The 17091-nt window shown below is 72.9% G+C and carries 12 protein-coding genes; 8 read left to right on the top strand and 4 right to left on the bottom strand.

All coding sequences use genetic code 11. The annotated features are described in order from the left end of the window. Positions 1 to 394: 394 nt before the first annotated feature. Genes CHC11_RS05110 through CHC11_RS05095 form a run of 4 tightly spaced genes read left to right on the top strand, consistent with a single transcriptional unit; the run spans position 395 to position 6663 of the window. Positions 395 to 2305 (top strand): NHL repeat-containing protein, encoded by a 1911-nt coding sequence (locus tag CHC11_RS05110; RefSeq protein ID WP_089310437.1) that lies wholly within the window; start codon positions 395 to 397, stop codon positions 2303 to 2305. Positions 2306 to 2317: 12 nt separating this feature from the next. After that, positions 2318 to 3304: an AAA family ATPase gene (locus CHC11_RS05105; protein ID WP_245918762.1), complete on the top strand. Its 987-nt coding sequence runs from the start codon at positions 2318 to 2320 to the stop codon at positions 3302 to 3304. A 3-nt stretch (positions 3305 to 3307) separates the two neighbouring features. Next, positions 3308 to 4453 carry a DUF58 domain-containing protein gene (locus CHC11_RS05100; protein WP_089310436.1) on the top strand — a complete coding sequence of 382 codons (1146 nt, stop codon included), beginning with the start codon at positions 3308 to 3310 and terminating at the stop codon, positions 4451 to 4453. Continuing rightward, a complete protein-coding gene (locus CHC11_RS05095) occupies positions 4438 to 6663 on the top strand; it encodes a transglutaminase TgpA family protein (RefSeq protein ID WP_089310435.1) in 2226 nt (741 codons plus the stop codon). Before CHC11_RS05100 ends, CHC11_RS05095 begins: the two co-directional genes overlap by 16 nt. Here the strand turns inward: CHC11_RS05095 and CHC11_RS05090 are convergent. The 4 genes from CHC11_RS05090 to CHC11_RS05075 form a co-directional block, all read right to left on the bottom strand. After that, the gene (locus CHC11_RS05090; protein WP_089310434.1) at positions 6639 to 8972 is read right to left on the bottom strand and encodes a serine/threonine protein kinase; all 2334 of its coding nucleotides are present in this window, start codon (positions 8970 to 8972) and stop codon (positions 6639 to 6641) included. The genes CHC11_RS05095 and CHC11_RS05090 overlap by 25 nt on opposite strands. Before the next feature lie 213 nt (positions 8973 to 9185). Further along, positions 9186 to 11003 (bottom strand): type IV secretory system conjugative DNA transfer family protein, encoded by a 1818-nt coding sequence (locus CHC11_RS05085; protein ID WP_089310433.1) that lies wholly within the window; start codon positions 11001 to 11003, stop codon positions 9186 to 9188. A gap of 129 nt (positions 11004 to 11132) precedes the next feature. Then, positions 11133 to 11741, bottom strand: coding sequence for a hypothetical protein (locus CHC11_RS05080; protein ID WP_089310432.1), 609 nt, complete (start codon positions 11739 to 11741; stop codon positions 11133 to 11135). Further along, positions 11738 to 12904: a C40 family peptidase gene (locus CHC11_RS05075; protein WP_089310431.1), complete on the bottom strand. Its 1167-nt coding sequence runs from the start codon at positions 12902 to 12904 to the stop codon at positions 11738 to 11740. Before CHC11_RS05075 ends, CHC11_RS05080 begins: the two co-directional genes overlap by 4 nt. Before the next feature lie 319 nt (positions 12905 to 13223). Here CHC11_RS05075 and CHC11_RS43660 point away from each other — a divergent pair, with 319 nt between their 5' ends. The 4 genes from CHC11_RS43660 (at position 13224) to CHC11_RS41090 (ending at position 17078) form a co-directional block, all read left to right on the top strand. Further along, positions 13224 to 13913 carry a DUF6668 family protein gene (locus CHC11_RS43660; protein WP_342749952.1) on the top strand — a complete coding sequence of 230 codons (690 nt, stop codon included), beginning with the start codon at positions 13224 to 13226 and terminating at the stop codon, positions 13911 to 13913. Between the two features lie 250 nt (positions 13914 to 14163). Continuing rightward, positions 14164 to 14472: a hypothetical protein gene (locus tag CHC11_RS05065; RefSeq protein WP_089310429.1), complete on the top strand. Its 309-nt coding sequence runs from the start codon at positions 14164 to 14166 to the stop codon at positions 14470 to 14472. Positions 14473 to 14531: 59 nt separating this feature from the next. After that, positions 14532 to 15569: a hypothetical protein gene (locus CHC11_RS05060; RefSeq protein WP_089310428.1), complete on the top strand. Its 1038-nt coding sequence runs from the start codon at positions 14532 to 14534 to the stop codon at positions 15567 to 15569. 69 nt (positions 15570 to 15638) lie between these two features. Beyond that, positions 15639 to 17078 carry a G protein-coupled receptor family protein gene (locus CHC11_RS41090; protein WP_179278694.1) on the top strand — a complete coding sequence of 480 codons (1440 nt, stop codon included), beginning with the start codon at positions 15639 to 15641 and terminating at the stop codon, positions 17076 to 17078. Positions 17079 to 17091 lie beyond the last annotated feature (13 nt).

Here is a 17091-nt window from a genome sequence, read left to right as displayed (position 1 = left end):
GTTCGCCCGGCCGCGGCCGAGGCGGGGGACGGCACAGCCCAGGTTCGCCCCGGCCCGCGCGCGGGCTTCCAGCCGGCGAACGCGTCCGTCTCCGCCACACGGCGGTTTCGGCGGTTGCAAGATCGTGCGGGCTCCGGACGGTGATCTGTAGCGTGGTGTCGGCCGCGGCGGCAGGCCGGGCGGACCCACCGCTGATGGACTCGCGAGTCGGTCTCCGAGGCGGCGGAGGTGCCGCAGTGCCCTGCTTCACGGCATCGCCGACGCCGGCGCGGACCGGCCGTCCGCCGACCGGTTCGACAAGCATCTCTGACCTGGGAAGAAGACCTGCCCTGATGGCCGCCGACATGAGCGGGCCGAGCCCGCGACGCCAAGCCCCCGGGACGAAGGAGCGGCCGTGAAGTCGCGGATGAAGGGCGCCGAGATGGTTCGCGCGCGAGGCGGCTGGTGGGCCGCCGCCGTCCTGGTCACGGTCCTGCTGCTGGCCACGCTGCTCGGCGGGGGGCGCGTCGGTCTCGCCGTCGCGGCCACCGACGGCAGCGCCTGGCTGTGGAGCCGGACGGCCGGCGAGGTGGACCGGGTCAACCCCGACAGCGGACGGGTGGAGCAGCGCCGCGAGGTGAGGGACGCCCGCGGCCACCGGGTGCAGGTCACCCAGAACGACAAGTTCCTGCTCATCCACGACCTGGACACCGGCCGCGTGTCGTCGCTCGACCTCAGCGGCCTGGGCTTCTCGGGACGGCTGGACATCGGCACCCGCGGAGATCCGCACCTGGCGATGGGCGCCGACGGGGCCGCGCTGGTCGAGCGCACGTCCGGCGCGGTGCGCGCGCTGGACCCGGCCACGCTGCGTCCCGTGGGCCCGGTCCTGCAACTGCCCGGACCGCTGGTCGGCGGTGAGTTCGACGACGCCGGCCGGCTGTGGGTGGCCGTGCCCCGGCAGGGCACCGTCATCGCCCTGAAGGTCTCCGCCCAAGGCGCCACCGTCGTCGGGACGTCCGAGGCCGCCCCGCCCGACCACGATCTGACGATGACCGTCCTAGACGAGGGTGCGCTCGTGGTCGACCGCGGCGGGCGCGAGCTGGTGGTCGCGACGGGCGGCGGCACCCGCAAGGTCACGGCGCCGGTGTCGCTCGCCGGCGCGATGGTTCCGGCGCGCACCCACGGCGCGCTGGCCGCGGTCACGGTGCCCGGCGCCGGCTCGGTGGTCACGCTGGGCGACGTGCGCAAGGGCGGCCCGGTCCGGTCGTTCCCCCTGACCGATCCCGTCCAGGAGCCCGCCGTGCCGTTCGCCGGCAAGGTGTACCTGCCCGTGCGGGAGACCGGGCAGGTCCGGGTCTTCGAGCCGGCGGGGCGGCAGACCGGCATGCTGACCATGCCGGCCGGGCGCGGCGACATGGAGCTTCAGGTCCGCGAGGGCAACCTGTTCGTCAACGCGCCGGGCAGCACGGACGCCCTGGTCGTCGGCGGTGACGGGGTGGCCCGGAAGGTCGGCAAGTACCCGGGTGGGCCGGGGCGGGGCGCAGAGCGCCCGGGAACGCCGGGCGACGGGGCGAGCAGCCCGCCTCCGGTGCCGGCACCGCCCGCCGATCCGGTCCTCCCGTACCCGCTCGACCCGAGGCCCTCTCCTGAGGCGCCCGAGACGCCGCCGTCCCACAGGCCCGAGACGCCCCCTGCGACCGGCCGTACGGAAGCGCCCCGGGCTCCGGCGACGCCCGGCTCGCGTACTCCGTCGCCTCGGCTGCCCTCACGGACGCCCACGACGGCGCCCACGACGGCGCCCACGACGAAGTCGCCTACCAGGACAACGACGCCCACGAGCAGGCCGACCACGTCCAGGCCGACGACGCCCAGGCCGAGCACGCCCAGGCCGAGCACGCCTCGGCCGTCCACGCCCAGGCCGTCCACGCCGAAGCCCACCACGCCGAAGCCCACCCCGACCAAGCCGAAGCCCAAGCCCACCCAGACCCGCAACCCGTACACGCCGGCGCAGGTCTGCAACGCGACCGCGGGCGGCAACTACCAGGTCCAGCGGTCCTCGTCGTTCTCGGGCGGGCGGATCTACCAGCTCTACAGCGCCAGCACCAAGAAGAACTGCGCGGTCACGATGAAGACCGCGGACATCGGCAAGGGGACCAACGTCTGGGTCCGCCTCCAGAGCCAGAAGGGCGGCAAGGTCGCCGCCGACAACGGCACGTTCAAGTACTACGCCGGACCGGTCTTCGTCCTGGCGCCGGGCGACTGCGTCCGGTACTCCGGCGGCGCGTCCGGCGCCAGCGCCTCGGCCGGCTGGGGCAACTGCGGCTAAGAAGGGTTATGAGTGAGCACCACGACCGCGCCGCCCGCGCTGCCTGACGAGGAGGCGCTGCTGGCCGCCGCCGCCTTCGAGCGGATGGCCTCCGGCATCCAGTCGGCGGCCCGCTGCGATCCCGCCACGGTGCGGCTGATCCTCACGGCGTTCGCCGCGGGCGGGCACGTCCTGCTGGAAGACCTGCCCGGCATGGGCAAGACGACCATGGCGCGCGCGCTGGCGGCGGTCACCGGCGGGAAGATCGGCCGCGTGCAGTGCACGCCCGACCTGCTGCCCTCCGACGTCACCGGAGTGACGATCTTCAACGAGCGGACCCGCGAGTTCGAGTTCCACCCGGGCCCGGTGTTCGCCAACGTCGTCATCGTGGACGAGGTCAACCGGACCTCCCCGAAGACGCAGTCGGCGCTGCTCGAGGTGATGCAGGAGGGGCAGATCACCGTGGACGGGAAGGCGCACCCGGTGCCGCGCCCGTTCCTGGTGGTGGCGACGCAGAACCCCATCGACCTGGAGGGGACGTTCCCGCTGCCCGAAGCGCAGCTCGACCGCTTCCTGATGCGGCTGTCGCTGGGATATCCGGGCGAGGAGGCGGAGCTGTCGCTGCTGCGCGGCTCGTCCCTGACCGAGCCCGAAGACCTGGCGCCGGTGCTGATCGGCGAGGAGATGGCGCGGCTCGGCGCGGCCGCCGACCGGGTCGCGGTCGCCGATTCCGTCCACCAGTACGTCCTGCGCCTGGCCCAGCGCACCCGGCGGCATCCGCACCTGCGGGCCGGCGTCTCCCTCCGGGGCTCCATCGCGCTGTGCCGGACGGCGCGGATCTACGCGCTGGCCGACGGCCGCGGCTATGTCACCCCGGACGACGTCAAGGCCCTGGCGCGGCCGGTCTGGGCGCACCGGCTGGTGCCGCTCTCGGGCGCCGCCGGCGCGGCGGAGACCGCGGAGCTCCTGGACGGCGTCCTGGCCGAAGTCCCCGTCCCGGCGGCGCAGGGGAACGGCTAGGCCGTGGCAGGCGGCACCCTCCGCCCCACCGCCCGTGGCTGGGCGCTGCTCGCGTCCGGTGCCGTCCTGTGCGGCGGGGGCCTCGGTCTCGGCTACCTGGCGCCGGGCGCGCTGGGGGCGCTGGCCTTCCCGGCCGTCGCGCTGGCCATGGTCCTCGCCGGCCGGCTCCCGGCCGCCCGGGTCGGCCGCCGGATCACGGCGCCGCGGGTCCGCGCGGGAGAACCCGTGACCGTCGTCCTGGACGTCACGGCGGGCAGCGGCACCGGGAGGGCCACCGTCGCCGAGCGCGTCACCGGGGTCGGGGAGCCGGTCGTCCTGCCCCTGGGCCCCGCCCGCCCCGCGATCCGGTACGAGCTGACCCCGCAGCGGCGCGGTGTGGTGGAGGCGGGGCCGCTCAACCTGGTCCGCACCGACCCGCTGGGGCTCGCGCGCGCCGTCCGGGCGGCCGACGACGTGCCGGTGCGCCTGCTGGTGCATCCGCGCCACCACCACCTCGTCCCCGTGCCCGCGGCCGGCGGCGGGGGCCGGGACACCTCGTCGGCGTCGGTCCGGGCCTCCGAGGGGGCCTTCGCGGGCCTGCGCGAGCACGCGCCCGGCGACGACGTCCGCCAGATCCACTGGAGGACGTCCGCGCGCCGCGGGCGCCTGATGGTCCGCGAGCACGCCGACTCCGCCGGCACGGGCATGACCGTGCTGGTCGACGACCGGTACGGTCCGGACGAGCTGGACATCCTCGTGGAGGTCGCGGCGTCGATCGTGCGGTCCGGCCCGGACGTCCCGGTCGAGTTGCGGCTCGCCGGCGGCGTGCGTTCTCCCGCGACCGCGGGCGTCACCGCGCACCTGGACGTGCTCGCCGAGGCGGCGGCCCGGCCCGGCGCGGACTTCCCGGCCGCCTGCGCGGGGCTGCGCTCCGCGCCGACGGGACGCGCGATCGTGCTGCTGTCCACGAGCGCGGCGGGCGAGGACACCGCCGCGGCCATGCGGCCGCTCGCGGCGCGGCACACCGTCTCGCTGGTCGGCCTGATCGGCCCTGGCGACACGGGCGGCGGCGGGGGCCTCGCGGCGCCCGCCGGGGTGCGGCTCCTGCGCGCGGCCGATCCGGCCGGCTTCGCCGAGCGGTGGAACGAGGGCCGATGGTGGGCGCAGTGACCCGGATCCGGACCGCGCTGTCGTCCGCCGCCGTCGCGTTGGCCGCCGCCGCGCCGGCGCCGCTGCTGGCGGCCGGGTACGACCGGCCCCTTCCCGCGTTCACCGTGCTGGCGGTCACCGCGGCCCTCGCCGTCGCGGTGACGTCGGCGGCGTACCGGATGCTGCGCGGGCTCGGACCAGCCGCGATCTCGGCGGGTCTGCCCGTGGCCGCCGTCTGGCTGGTCGCCCTCGCCTCGTGGTCCCCCGGGCCGGTCAAGGGCCCGGTGCCGGCCGCCGTGGACGCGGTGCTGCACTCCGGCGCCCGCATCCTGACGACCTCGCCGCGGGCTCCGGTGACCGTGGACCTGCTGGCGTTCCCGGTGGCGGCGGTCTGGCTGGCCGCGGCGATCGCGACGGTGCTGTTCCGCGAGAGCCGCGTCCTGCCCGCGCTGCTGCCCGGTGCGCTGCTCCTGTGCGGGGCCGCGGCGCTCAACCCGCAGGCGACCGGGCCCGGCTACTGGTCGGCCGCCCTGGTGGCCGCCGGCGCCGCAGTGCTGCTGACCGCCGCGCCGCAGGCCCGCCCGGACACCGCGAGCGCCGGGTTCACCGTGCGGGTGGCGGACCCGGCGGGTGCGGCGTCCACGCCCGCCCGGCGCCGGCCGAGCCCGCGCATCGGCGCGGCGGTCGCGACGGTGGCCTGCGCGGCGGCCCTGCCCGGCGCCGTCGCCGTGGTCGGCGGGTCCGGCGTGCTGGAGCAGTGGCCGGTCAAGGCGGCCGATCCCCGCAGGGCCGCCGGTCCCCCCGCGGCGCCGACCGAGCAGCGCAACCCCCTGTCCTACCTGTCGGCGTGGTCAGCCGATCCCGGTGTGCCGCTGATGAGCGTGTCGGGACCGAGGACGGAACTGCGGTGGGCGGTGCTCTCCGAGTTCACCGGGCCGGCCTGGCTGCCCGACAGCACCTACCTTCCCAGCGGGGCGAGCCTGCTGCCTCCCGCCGTCATGCCTCCGAAGACGGTGCGGACCAGGGTGCGCGTCTCGGTCGGCACGCTGCCCGGCGGCTGGGTGCCGGTTCCCGGCATCCCGACCCGGGTGGACGGCCTCGCGGTCGAGCAGGACGAGGACTCCGGCACGCTCCTCTCCTCGGACGGCCCGGTGGCGGGGCGGAGGTACTCCGTGACGGGCGACGTCCCGGAGTGGAGCGGCTCGAAGACGGCCGGAGCCGTGATCGACTCCGGCGAGGGGTACCAGCGCTTCCTCCGGTTGCCGCCCGGTGCGCCGCCGAAGCTGGAGGAGATCGCCCGCAGGGCCGCCGGGGACGGCACCGCGCACCAGCGCGCGTCCCGCCTCGCCGGGTACCTGCGCGAGTCCTACACCTTCAAGGCGGGCGCCCCGGGCGGGCACGGCTACGCCGAACTCGCGAAGCTGCTGGTCACCCCGGGCCGCAGGGGCGGAGGCGCGACGTCCGAGCAGTTCGCCAGCGCGTTCGCGGTGCTGGCGAGGGCGGCCGGGCTGCCGAGCCGGGTGGCGGTCGGGTTCGGGCCCGGGAGCGGCGACCGCGACCGCGTGGTCCGTACCGGCGACGCGGTGGCCTGGGGCGAGATCTACTTCCGGGACCTGGGCTGGGTGCCCTACGACCCGAACCCGCGCGAGCGTTCGCAGGCGTCCCCCCAAGCCGGTTCCGGGCAGCAGATCGAGGAAGGCGATGCGCAGTCCGACGATCCCGACGCCCAGGGTCTCGGCGACCAGGGCGGTGCGGGCGGCGGCGGGCGCCCGGGGTCGGGCTCGCGCACGGAGAGCCTGCTCGTTCTCCCGGCGGTGGCCCTGCTGGCCTTCCTGCTCGGGGCCCCGCTGCTGGGCGCGATCCGGTTGCGCAGGCTGCACCGGGGCACCGCGCCCGACCGGATCCGGGCGGCCTGGACGGAGGTGCTGGTGGCGACGCGCGTCGCGGGCCTGCCCGTCCCCGCGTCCGCCACCCCTGTCGAGATGGCGGAGCGGCTCGCGCGGGAGTTGCCGCGCATCGACCCCGAACGGCTGCGCAGGGTGGGCCGACTGGTGAACGCCGCCCGCTACGGGGGCTCGGTCACCTTGGAGGACGCCGCGTTCACGGTCGCGGAAGCCCGTTCCGTGACCGCCGCGCTGCGCCGCTCCCGGCCGCTCCCGCGCCGCCTGCTCTGGTGGTGGGACCCGCGCGCGCCGCTGTGGGCGGCTCAGCCCGCCCGCTTGCCGCGGTGAGTGCAGACGGGCTTGGCGTAGGCGACCCGGTCGACGTCCAGCACGGCGACGACCGTCAGGCAGTACTCCACGCTCGGGTTCAGAGCGAGGATCACGGCCTTCGCCGTCCCCGCGGGCACGTTGGCCATGGTGGACGGCGTGCGCCCCGTCGGGCCGCCGACCACGTAGTACGCGGCCCTGCCCCCGGTGGCGTCCCGCCAGCTGATCTCGATCGAGACCCGGCTGTCGACGATCTGCACCTGGCTCGGACTGTACCGGTTCTCCGGCCGCACCGCCGTCGGGCCGGACGTGGGCGCCTGCGTGCCCAAGCCGGGCGCCGGCGAAGTGGGAGCGGGCGCCGGCGCGGTGGGAACGGGCGCCGGCGGGGGGTCCGCGCGGCGCCGCTCAGCCGTCCCTGAGCCCGCGAAGAGGGAGACCACGGCGAACACGACAGCGGCGAGGACGACCGCCACCAGGGTCAGCAGCACGATCGGGCGACGGCGTGCCCCCGCGGGCGCCGCCTGCTGCTGCGGCGGCGCGAACAGGCCCCGCGGTTCTGTGAGGGGGGTCTGCGGTTCCGTGAACGGCACCGGTTGCTCCGCGAACGGCACCGGCTGTTCGGTGAAAGGCGCCTGCTGCCCCGGGAAGGGCTGCTGGTTCGCGTAGGACGTGAGCGGTTCGGCGAAGGGGACCTGCGATTCCGCGAAGGGCGTGTGCGGTTGCACGTAGGACGGTTGCACGTAGGACGGTTGCGCGAACGACGTGTGCTGCTCCGCGAAAGGTGCCTGCTGGTTCGCGAAGGGCGTGTGCGGTTCGGCGAAGGGGGCGTGCGGTTCCGCGAAGGACGTCTGTGATTCCGTGAACGAAACCTGCTGGTTCGCGAAGGGCGCCTGCGGCCCCGCGAAGTGCACCGGCTGATCCACGAACGGCGGCTGCTGCTCCGCGGCGGGCACCTGCCGGCCCGCGACCGGGGTCTGCGGCTCCGCGAAGTGGACCTGCTCGTCCGCGAAGGGCGCCTGCTGCTCCGGGTCGGGGACCGGAGACGGATCCGGTTCCGGCGCCGCGTCCCCCGGCGGCCACGTCGCGCCTGCCACTGGAACTTCCCGAGAGGGAACGGCGCGAAGCCCCTCCTCCAGTGCCTCGGCGAACGCCCGCGCCGTCGGGTACCGGTCGGCGGGCTCGCTCGCCAGAGCCTTGACGAGAACGTTCCCGAGCCACTCCGGCACGTCGTCACGCGGCACCGGGGGAGCTGTGTCGTCTGAGGCGCGCTCTCCGGCGGCGAAGGGCGCATGCCCGGCCAGAAGGCCCCACAGGGTGGCGGCGAGCCCGTACACATCCGCCTGCACGGTCTGCGGCTGCCCAAGCAGCGCCTCCGGAGAGGCGAACCCGGGATCGACGCGTTCCCGGGCGACCGGCTCCAGGACGCCCGGCGCGGCGTGCGTCGCCAGCCCCCGTGCGGTGGCCGTACCGGTGAGCAGCGGTCCCCTCTCGCCGCGCAGGATCCGGCTGGGACGGACGTCGCCGTGCACCAGTCCCTCGTCGTGCAGCGCCTGCAGGGCCCAGCCCGTCGAGACCGCGCTCCCGACCGCGTCCTCGACCGGGAGGGGCTCCGGCGCCTGAGCGCCGCCGGGGACGTACACGGAGACCGTGTACATCTGCCCGGTGGTGGCGCGGCCGCTCTCCAGCACGCTCACCAAGTGATCACTGCGGGAGGCGCGTTCGAGGGCGGCCAGTTCCTCCGCCGGGGTCTCCGAACCGTCGAGCCGCACCCTGACGGCGACCGCGCCGCCGGACTCCTCGCGCACGGCGCGGTAGGTCACCGAGGCGGTGCCGCGACGGACGATCGACAGCCCGCCGTACCCGGGTATCAGGCTCGGCGAGTCGGCGCGGGGGCCGCCGACCCGCAGCTCGGGCGGTGGACCGTCGGACGGCCAGGTGAACGTCGTCCCGGCGTGGGCCGGCGCCGGCGCGGGCTGGGCGGCGCCGAGCAGCTCCAGCAGCTCCGCCAGGGTCAGCGGCTTGGCCGTCGCGATCACCGCCGGGGCGAAGACGTCGCCGCGCTCGGTGAAGAAACCGTGGACGATCACGGTGTGGCCGCTCGCCGCCAGCCTGTCGGCCAGGAAGGGGACCCGGGCTTCGGGCAGGTCCTCGTCGAAGTCCGGCGCGAACAGGAACGCCGCCGGGGCGCGGACCTCGCCGCTCTTGGACAGGTCCCGGAGCCCGCTGGCGGAGGCGACGTCGAACACGGCCGGGAAACGCCCGGTGGCGCGCAGCCTCCGTGCGAGGTCCGGGTGCCCTGCCACGATGAGGCTCGGTACGGTGACCGTCACTTCGGGCCCCACCTAGCGGAGCCGGCCTGACCGGACCGCACGATGCGGGTTCCCGCGGCCTCGGTCCTCGGCCGCCGGGTTCGGGCCGAGATGGTCGGGCGTCGGCACAGAGACCCTCCTCGCTGACCCGTCGAGTGTAGTGCCATCCCCTCTAGACGTCCGGGCGCGCCGCCGTTGCGCAACCCGTTCGCGCTTCCGATCCCACGATCGGTCTCACCAGACGATGGCCGAGGTGTCGCCGTCATCGTCGCCCGCCATGGCCACGTCGCGAGCGGTGGCGGTCTCGGCCTGCTGACCGGCGTGCATCTGGTGGATCAGGGCTTCGGCCGCCGCCTTGCCTCGCGCGATGGCGTCCCGGTCCTTGCGCTTCCACCAGGGGGTGAGCCACATCTCGACGGGGCGGGCGGTGCCGGCGACGACGGCGGCGCGCCCGAAGGGCATGGTGCGCAGCTCCTCGGGGCTGAGGATCTGCTTCCCGTCGTGCTTGCCCACGAGGTCGGAGAGGTCGGCGAGGTCCTTGGCCGTACCGGAACCACCCGAGATGATCTTGACCGTGGCGTTGTCCCACAGGGACGAGGCACCGTCCGAGCCCCACACCCTGCGGGCCTCCGCCAGCGACGTCAGGTAGACGTGCAGGCTGATGGAGTAACCGCCGGACTCTCCCATGTAGGTGGCCAGGCCGCCGAGGGGGCAGATGTCGGCCACCTGGTTCAACTCGATCGTCAGCGGCGGGTCGAGGCGACCGGTCGGGTTCTTCATCGCCGTGCCGCGCGCGCTGCGGAAGTACTGCTCGATGATGGTCGTGACGATGGGGGCGATGCCTCCCCAGTCGCTCTGCTTCTTGGAGACGAAGTACAGGGTGTTGCGGCCCTGGAGGAACTTCTTGAAGTCGAACTCCTCTCCGGGATCCGGCGTGCAGTCCTCCAGCACCTCGGGTTGCGAGAAGCACGACATGACCTGGATCACGCCGGACCACAGGCGCTCGTCGCGCATGCTGAACTCCAGCGCCCCCGCATATCCGGGGGCGGTCCGCCCCTCGCGCTCGCCCTGGCGCAGGATCTCCAGGGCCTCCTCCCCGCTGGCCTCGTAGACCCAGCGCATCACCTCGCGGAAGTTGAGCCTGCCGATCGCCCCGGCGTGCAGCAGGCAGCGGATGATGGTGACGATGCCGCTGAGCGTGCTGCCCCCTTCGTGCCCGATGTCGAAACCGCTCGACTGGACGAGCGTCCCCGACCGGACCGCGCACACGTTCGGATCCTCGCAACCCTGCAGCGGCGACCAGCGCATCCGGTTCGGCCAGCCGGTCCAGTTGTAGGGGTCGAAGACGTACACCTCGCCGAACTGCGCCCGCACCATGGCGGTGTTGATGAACGTCTCCCGCCGGCTGGACGTGACGATGCAGGGGCCGGGCGCGTCGATGGTGAACGGCGTGACGAAGTGCACGTCCTTTCCCTGCCGCGGCGCCGCGACGACGATCGCGGTGTCCTCCAGGGACGCGTACAGCTTCCGCCGGGACCTGATGTCCCTCCCGATGTAGAACCCGACCTCCTCGGGCTTCACCGAGCGCTTGGGAAGGCTCTGCGTGGACGGCCGGACCTGTGCGGCCTTTCTCTGGACGGTCCGGGCGCTCAGCAACTGGCGGACCTCCCAGCCGGAGGCGAATCCCAGCCGCAGCCGGCGGAACGTCCGATGGCGCCGCCAGTTCAGCAGGAGCCGGACCAGAACGTAGGCGCCCAGGGCGGCCGACGCGAGCAGCACGGCGAGCAGGGTGAAGAAGACGGGGCCCGAGCCCAGGGCCGCCGCGGCAGCGGGCGGCCACGCACCGCGCGGATCTGTGGGATGGCGCACCAGGTTGAAGGTGATGCGCAGGCAGTCCGCGGGGCTGGAGTCCGGCCATCCGCCGCCCGAGAGGACGCCGGACAACTGGCCCGCCAGCCATGTCAGGAAACTGCTCGCCCCGCCTAGCAGCGCACACACCAGGCCAATACCGATGAAGGCCACGTAAACGTCATCGTCGTCGTTACCGGCCATAGATTCTCCTCATTCGTGATGTCCCGGCGTGCCGGGATACGCCATACGTCGCGGAAGCGGAGCGAGCGGGAACGACACTTCCGGCCCGGGGCCGTGGCGGGCGCCGGTGCTGCGGGGATCGTCCGGGGGTCATGCCGTGGTGACCCCGGAGACCCGCCAGGCGTCCCCGGCGCCGCGGGTCAGGGTCACGAAGGCGACAGCGCGGGTGGACGGTCCCTTCCAGCCGTCCCGGCCGACGGGGGTGACGGTGACCTCCCATTGGCGGTGGGCGGTTCGCGCGTTGTCCGGGGGCACCCCGTCTTCGGGCGTCTGGGGCGCCAAGCGGACGCGGGCGTAGGCGCGGTGGTCGCGCCAGGCCGAGGGGACCGCTCCGAGCGGCTGGGCGTCCGACCGCGCGGCGTACTCGGGAGTCAGGAAGGGCCGGGCCCGCCGGTAGGCGTCGCCCTGGCCGCGGTCGATCGCCGCGTCGACGGTCCACATCACCTGGACGGCGGCTTGCGACACCGCGGTCGCGTCCTGCCGGTCGACGGTCTTCGGGTCGGGTAGGCCGCCGTGGGGAGTCCCGGTCGGCGCGGGAGGAGTCGAAGGAACGGCGGCCGGCGGGGACGTGGCGGCGCCGTCGGCTCTGCCCCGGGGCGGCAGTCCGCAGCCCGAGGCGAGCAGCAGCGCGGTGACGGCCAGAACGCCCGGGCGGGGGCAGCGCCCGAACGGTCGTTGCCGGTGAAGTGTCCGCCTCATGCCTTCACCGTCTCCGGAGCGGAGAAACGGACGCCGCCGCTGAATTCCTTCTCGTCCATCGGGCCGATCTTGACGACGGTGCCCGTGTACGGCGCATGCAGCATCTGGTTCCCGCCGACGTAGATTCCGACGTGATGCGGATCGGCATCGCCGGGCTTGGTGAAGAAGACCAGATCGCCGGGCTGGAGATTCGAGCGGCTCACCCTCGTGCCGCGCGAGTCCCTGATCTGGTCACCGGTGTAGTGCGCCAGTTGGATCTTCCCGCCGGTCGCCTGGTACACCGCGTACAGGGTCAGGCCCGAGCAGTCGAAGCCACCGCCTGTGGGGCCGCTGATATTGCCGCCGCCCCACACATAGGGGGTCTTCAGCCAGCGCTTGGCGTAGGAGATGATGCTCTGGCCGAGCGCCGACGGGGCGCCGCCGCCGAACGAGGCGCATGACATTCCGGCATTGTTGGCCCCGCCGAGGGAGAATCCGCCGCCCGCGTAGCGTTCGGCCCACGACAACACCAGGTTCACATAGTCCCAGGAGTGGTTGTAGGCGTAGATCGCCTTCCTGGTCTGGGCGGGCGCACCGCTGGCATGCAGGTAGTTCGCGGCGCTGAAGATCGCGTCCGCCGGGTTGTAGCGGTCCTTGCGGCCGTCGTCGTCACCGTCGATCGCATACGCGTCGAAGGTGGCTTGCAGAAACTGCATCGGGCCGCCCGCACCGGCGTAGTTCGCCCCTGAGTGAACGCCCGGCAGGGTGGAACGGCCGTGGTCGGTCTCCACCTTTCCGATTCCGGCGAGCACATACCACGGGATGTTGTACTTCGGGCCTGCGGCCTTGTACAGCTTGACGTAGTTGGCGGGAATGCTGTTCGCGGGGGCCTTGGCCGCAGCGGCGACGTTCTGCACGGCTCCGGATTCGAGCGGCCCTCCGTCCGGACCACGGTTGTAGGCCGCCGGTGCCACGGTCGGGCCGCCGGTCCCAGGGCTCGGCCTGGGCGCGGGACTGAGGAGTTCGGGGCCGTCGGGGTTCAGCGGTCCGCACACATTGGTGATGCCGAGCGAAGACACGTTCTGGATCGCTACGAACAGCGTCGCGACCATGAGCACCAGAATGGCGACCGTCCCGAGGCAGCCCGTTCTGAGGATGAACTTTCCCAGACTGAAAGTCACCATCGAGGGTCATTCCTGGAACAGTTGATGATGTGGCCTTCCAAGATCGGCGGTGACGGCGCCGCTCCTCCCGCCGAGGGGGTGGAGCGCCGGACCGCCACCGTCGGCGTGCTCTCCGGGGCATGCCCCGTCCTCCTGGGACCCGCCGACCAAGACAGTGCGGTCAACGCGCGGTGATGCAAGGTGCGTCCTGCGGACGCGCGCGGCGGGCGCGGCGGGCGGACGCCGTGGAGCCGGCCCGGTGGCGAGTTCACGGGCGGACTTCGGGTTGACGGGAACGGCGCTTCGCGGACGGTCCGACCCAGTAGGTTGATCTTCGCTGGTGCGAAGGTGGACCAAGCCAGAGCGGAGCCGCTCGCGACTTTTCCGGAGGTGGACACCCGTGGTGCGGGCAACAGCGAGCGACGCCCGGCAGTACGGGGGGATCGGCCCCGAGTCCTCGCCGAGCACGCCGGATCCATCGGCGTACGCGGCTCAGCAGAGGCGGCCCCAGAGCGAGGGGTTCGCGGCACAGGCGGTCATACAGGCCGAGCAGGGCCCCCTCCCGAGGAGCTCGCTCGGTCTGGTCACTTATCATGGACGAACCCCAGGGCTCTGGCTCTCCTCCTGTCACGGAGGAGCCGGCGCCTCCACACTTGCCGCTCTCATCGCCGACAGCGTGAGCGCGGGACGCTACTGGCCGACGCCCGCACCCGCGGGCCGGTCCCATGTGCTGCTGGTCGCCAGGAGCCACGCGGCAGGCCTGTGCGCAGCCCAGGCCGCCGTGGCCCAGTGGGCCGCCGGCGGCCTCCCGAGCGTGCAACTGGTCGGCCTGGCGGTGGTGGCCGATGCTCCCGGGAAGCGCCCGAAACCTCTGGCCGACCTCCTGCGCCTGATCGCCGGCGGCCTGCCGCAACTGTGGGACCTGCCCTGGGTGGAGGCCTTCCGCCTCGGCGATCCTCCGGACAGTGTCCGGCTTCCTTCCGCGTACGCACGTCTGGTCCGCGACATGAGCGGTCTGGCCCCCGTGTGACCGCGCCAGAGTTACCGCTCCCCGGCGCTTGACGATCACTGCGGCTCCCGGACCGTTCAGTACGAATACAGAACCGTGCTCGGAAGGCGCCCCACCGGTCCAGCCCCGACCGGCGGCGACCCCTTCTGAGAGGGCTCATCGACCAGAGTGCGGCGGTCCTGCCGTGACGCGGCGGTGAGCCCCGGCCGAACCGCCGTCCGCTTGCGCTCGGCCGGCCAGAACCTCGATCGCATCACTTCGGAGGACGCGCATGCTCGACGCGACGATCACGTGGACGGCCCACCTGTTCGACCATGCGGCAGCCCTCGCCCGGGACATCCCGAATCCCGGGCAGGGCGAGGCGCCGCCGTTCGCGAACAAGATCGAAAAGCTGCTCGGCTGGGCGGCCTGGGGTGGCCTGCTGGCCTGTGTGGCGGGCTTCGTCATCATCGGCGCCAGGATGGGGATCCAGCACAAGAAGGGCGAGGGGGGAAGTCACCTCGGAAGCATGTTCATCGTGGGTTTCGGCTGCCTGCTCATCGTGAGCGCGGGATTGATCGTCAGAAATCTCGCCACTTGATGACTGCGTCCCGGCACCTCCGCGCGGCATGGGGAAGGGGCCGCCAGAGGCGGGCGCCCGTGCGGCGGCGCGTGTCCGTCCTGTCCGCCGCGCTCCTCGCGCTGGGCGCCGCCCTGCTCGTGGTCAGCCTGCTGCCCGCTCCCGCCTCCGAGGTCGTCCTGAGCGGGCGGCGGGGGGCGGACCCGTCGGGACGCCCCCAGGCGGCCGGTCCGCTCGCCGCGGGCCCGGTGCGGCTCGCGGTCGAGGTCCTCCCCGCCGCTCAGGCGCCGGGCCGGATGAGGAGCGTCGGCCACGCGGCACTGGGAGCCCCGGTCGACTGGGGCAAGACGGAGGACATCGAGACCATCGACACCGACCCCGGCGGCAAGCTCCAGTTCGACCCTGCCACCGGTCGGATCAGAGCGTGCGACCACAACAACGACGGCCACCTCGTGCGCGGCTATGCCATTGTCGACGGGCAAGAGGTGATCGATGTTCGTGCGGCCGGAAAAGGGAAGTGCGACGAGGCCGAGATCCCCGGCTACAAGCGCACCGCGGATGCGAAGTACCAGTTCAAGGTCTGCCTTCGCAGAAGCGATTCGGATCCGGACGGGTACTGCAACACCAGTGACAGCGGCCAGTGGCCGAAAGAAGACAAGAAGAACGACTCCTGCTGGGATCTGAAGACCGACCAGGAGAAGATCGACTGCGTGGGGGGGCCGGAGGAGTACTGCGACCAGTGGCAGCACAGCAGCGGAATGTTCCCCAAGGAGTGCAAGAAAGAGCATTCCGATAAGAAGACGACCGCGCTCAAGCCTCCCACCGGAAGAAAGCCGGATATCAACGCCAGACCAGACGCGTCGCTGCCGCATGGCCACGCGAAGGGAGTGAGCGGGGTCACCGAACCGGTGGAGCCCATGCTCCGCTGGTTGATCTGGACCGCTCTGGCGGCCTGTGTGCTGGGCTTCATACTGGTCGGCGGCACCATGGCGCTCAAGCACAGGCGGGGCGAGTTCGGAGCGCATGCGGTCGGCCTGGGATGGGTGATGGTCGCATGCGTCATGGCGGGCTCAGGACTGGCCATCGCCTTCGTCAGCCTTCTGCTCGATCCCTTCTGAGAAGAAAGCCCATCGTGCGCGAGTTGATCGACTTCGTGGTTCCCGCTCCCCGCCGTCCAGGTGATCTCTGTGGATGATCTCCTCAACGAGGCATGGGCGTGGCTCGTCAACAAGCTGCTGGACTGGGCGCTGTCGAGTTTTCAGACGTTCCTCACCTGGTGGATGAGCGACAGCGCCTACAGCGTGGACCTGGGCGGGGAAAGAGGCGGAGTCCTCTACATGCTCCGCGAGTACACCAACTGGCTGACCGCCGCGATGGCGTTCGCCGGTTTCCTCGTCGCGGCCTTCCGGATCGCGATCCAACGCAAGGGAGAACCCTTCCGGCAGGCGATGACCCAGTTCTTCGAACTGGCCGTCATCATCCTGACGCTCGCCACGCTGGTCAATCTGGCGAACATCGCCGGGGACAGGTTCTCCCACTGGATCATCGAGGGCATGGGTCCGAAGAACGATGCCTGGATAGACAACTGGAAGAACGGCCTCGGCCTGCTCGGGGGCGACAAGGACGACACGTCCTTCATCCTCGCCTTCTTCGCTCTCGCCGCGGCGCTCTCGTCGGCGATCCAGTTCGTGCTGATGCTCTTCCGGAGCGGCGCCCTGATCATCCTCGTCGGGATCCTCCCGACCCTCGCCGCGGCCAGGTTCAGCACCTACGGGAACGCCGCCTACAGGCAGTGCGTCGGTCTGCTGGTCGCCTTCACCGCGGTCAAGCCGGTCATCGCGGTGATCGACGCCGGGGCTCTGAAGCTGATGGCCTCCGAGTACGAGGCCGACCGGCTCTTCGGCCTGGCCCTCGCCGCCGGGTCGGTGTTCGCCCTGCCGGCGACCCTGCGCGCCGTGATGCCCGCCGCCACGGAAGGCCAGAGCTTCTTCGGCATCCGCCAGGTCGGCCACTTCACGTACGGCGGCACCGCGATGACCATGCGCAAGCAGGCGACGGGCCTTTTCGCGGGCCTGATGAGCGGCGGCAGTGGCGGCGCGTCAACTCCTGTACGAAGCAACCGACCGGGTGGAGGTTCGGGCGGCGGTTGGGGCGGTTGGGCCGGCTGGGGCGGTAGAGGCGGCGGTTCGGGCGGCGGTTCGGGCGGTGGCTCGGGTAGCGGTTCGGGTGGCGGTTCGGGTGGCGGAGCGTCGACTCCCAGGCCGACCAACGGACCGGGTGCTGGACCGGGTGCTGGACCGGGCGGTGGACCGCCCGGCGGAACGGGCGGCGGTTCGGGTGGTGGTTCGGGCAGCGGTCCGGACACCGGTTCGGGCGGCGGCGGGGGATCGCAGGGCCCCACGGGGGCCGACCCTTCCTCCAGTGTTCCCCCGTACGAGGTTCCCGCGTACGACGTTCCCGCTCCTGACTTCACCTCCATCGGAGGCAGCGGCAGCGAGGTTCCCAGCTACCGGCCCCCCGACCCGGGTCCCTCCTCAGGTGGAGGCACCGGGCGCACGCCCCCTTCCGGGGGCGGTGGCCCAAGCGGCAGTGGCGGAAGCACGAGCGGTCCAAGCGGCAGTGCGTAGGCCGAAGGAATGA

The organism is Actinomadura mexicana (assembly GCF_900188105.1).
Lineage (GTDB): Bacteria > Actinomycetota > Actinomycetes > Streptosporangiales > Streptosporangiaceae > Spirillospora > Spirillospora mexicana.
This window is presented reverse-complemented; position numbering and strand designations above follow the sequence as displayed.

Coding starts and splice junctions, on each gene's coding strand:
- CHC11_RS05065 (WP_089310429.1), top strand. CDS start 14,164: ATGCTCGACGCGACGATCACGTGGACGGCCCACCTGTTCGACCATGCG.
- CHC11_RS05075 (WP_089310431.1), bottom strand. CDS start 12,904: ATGGTGACTTTCAGTCTGGGAAAGTTCATCCTCAGAACGGGCTGCCTC.
- CHC11_RS05080 (WP_089310432.1), bottom strand. CDS start 11,741: ATGAGGCGGACACTTCACCGGCAACGACCGTTCGGGCGCTGCCCCCGC.
- CHC11_RS05085 (WP_089310433.1), bottom strand. CDS start 11,003: ATGGCCGGTAACGACGACGATGACGTTTACGTGGCCTTCATCGGTATT.
- CHC11_RS05095 (WP_089310435.1), top strand. CDS start 4,438: ATGGTGGGCGCAGTGACCCGGATCCGGACCGCGCTGTCGTCCGCCGCC.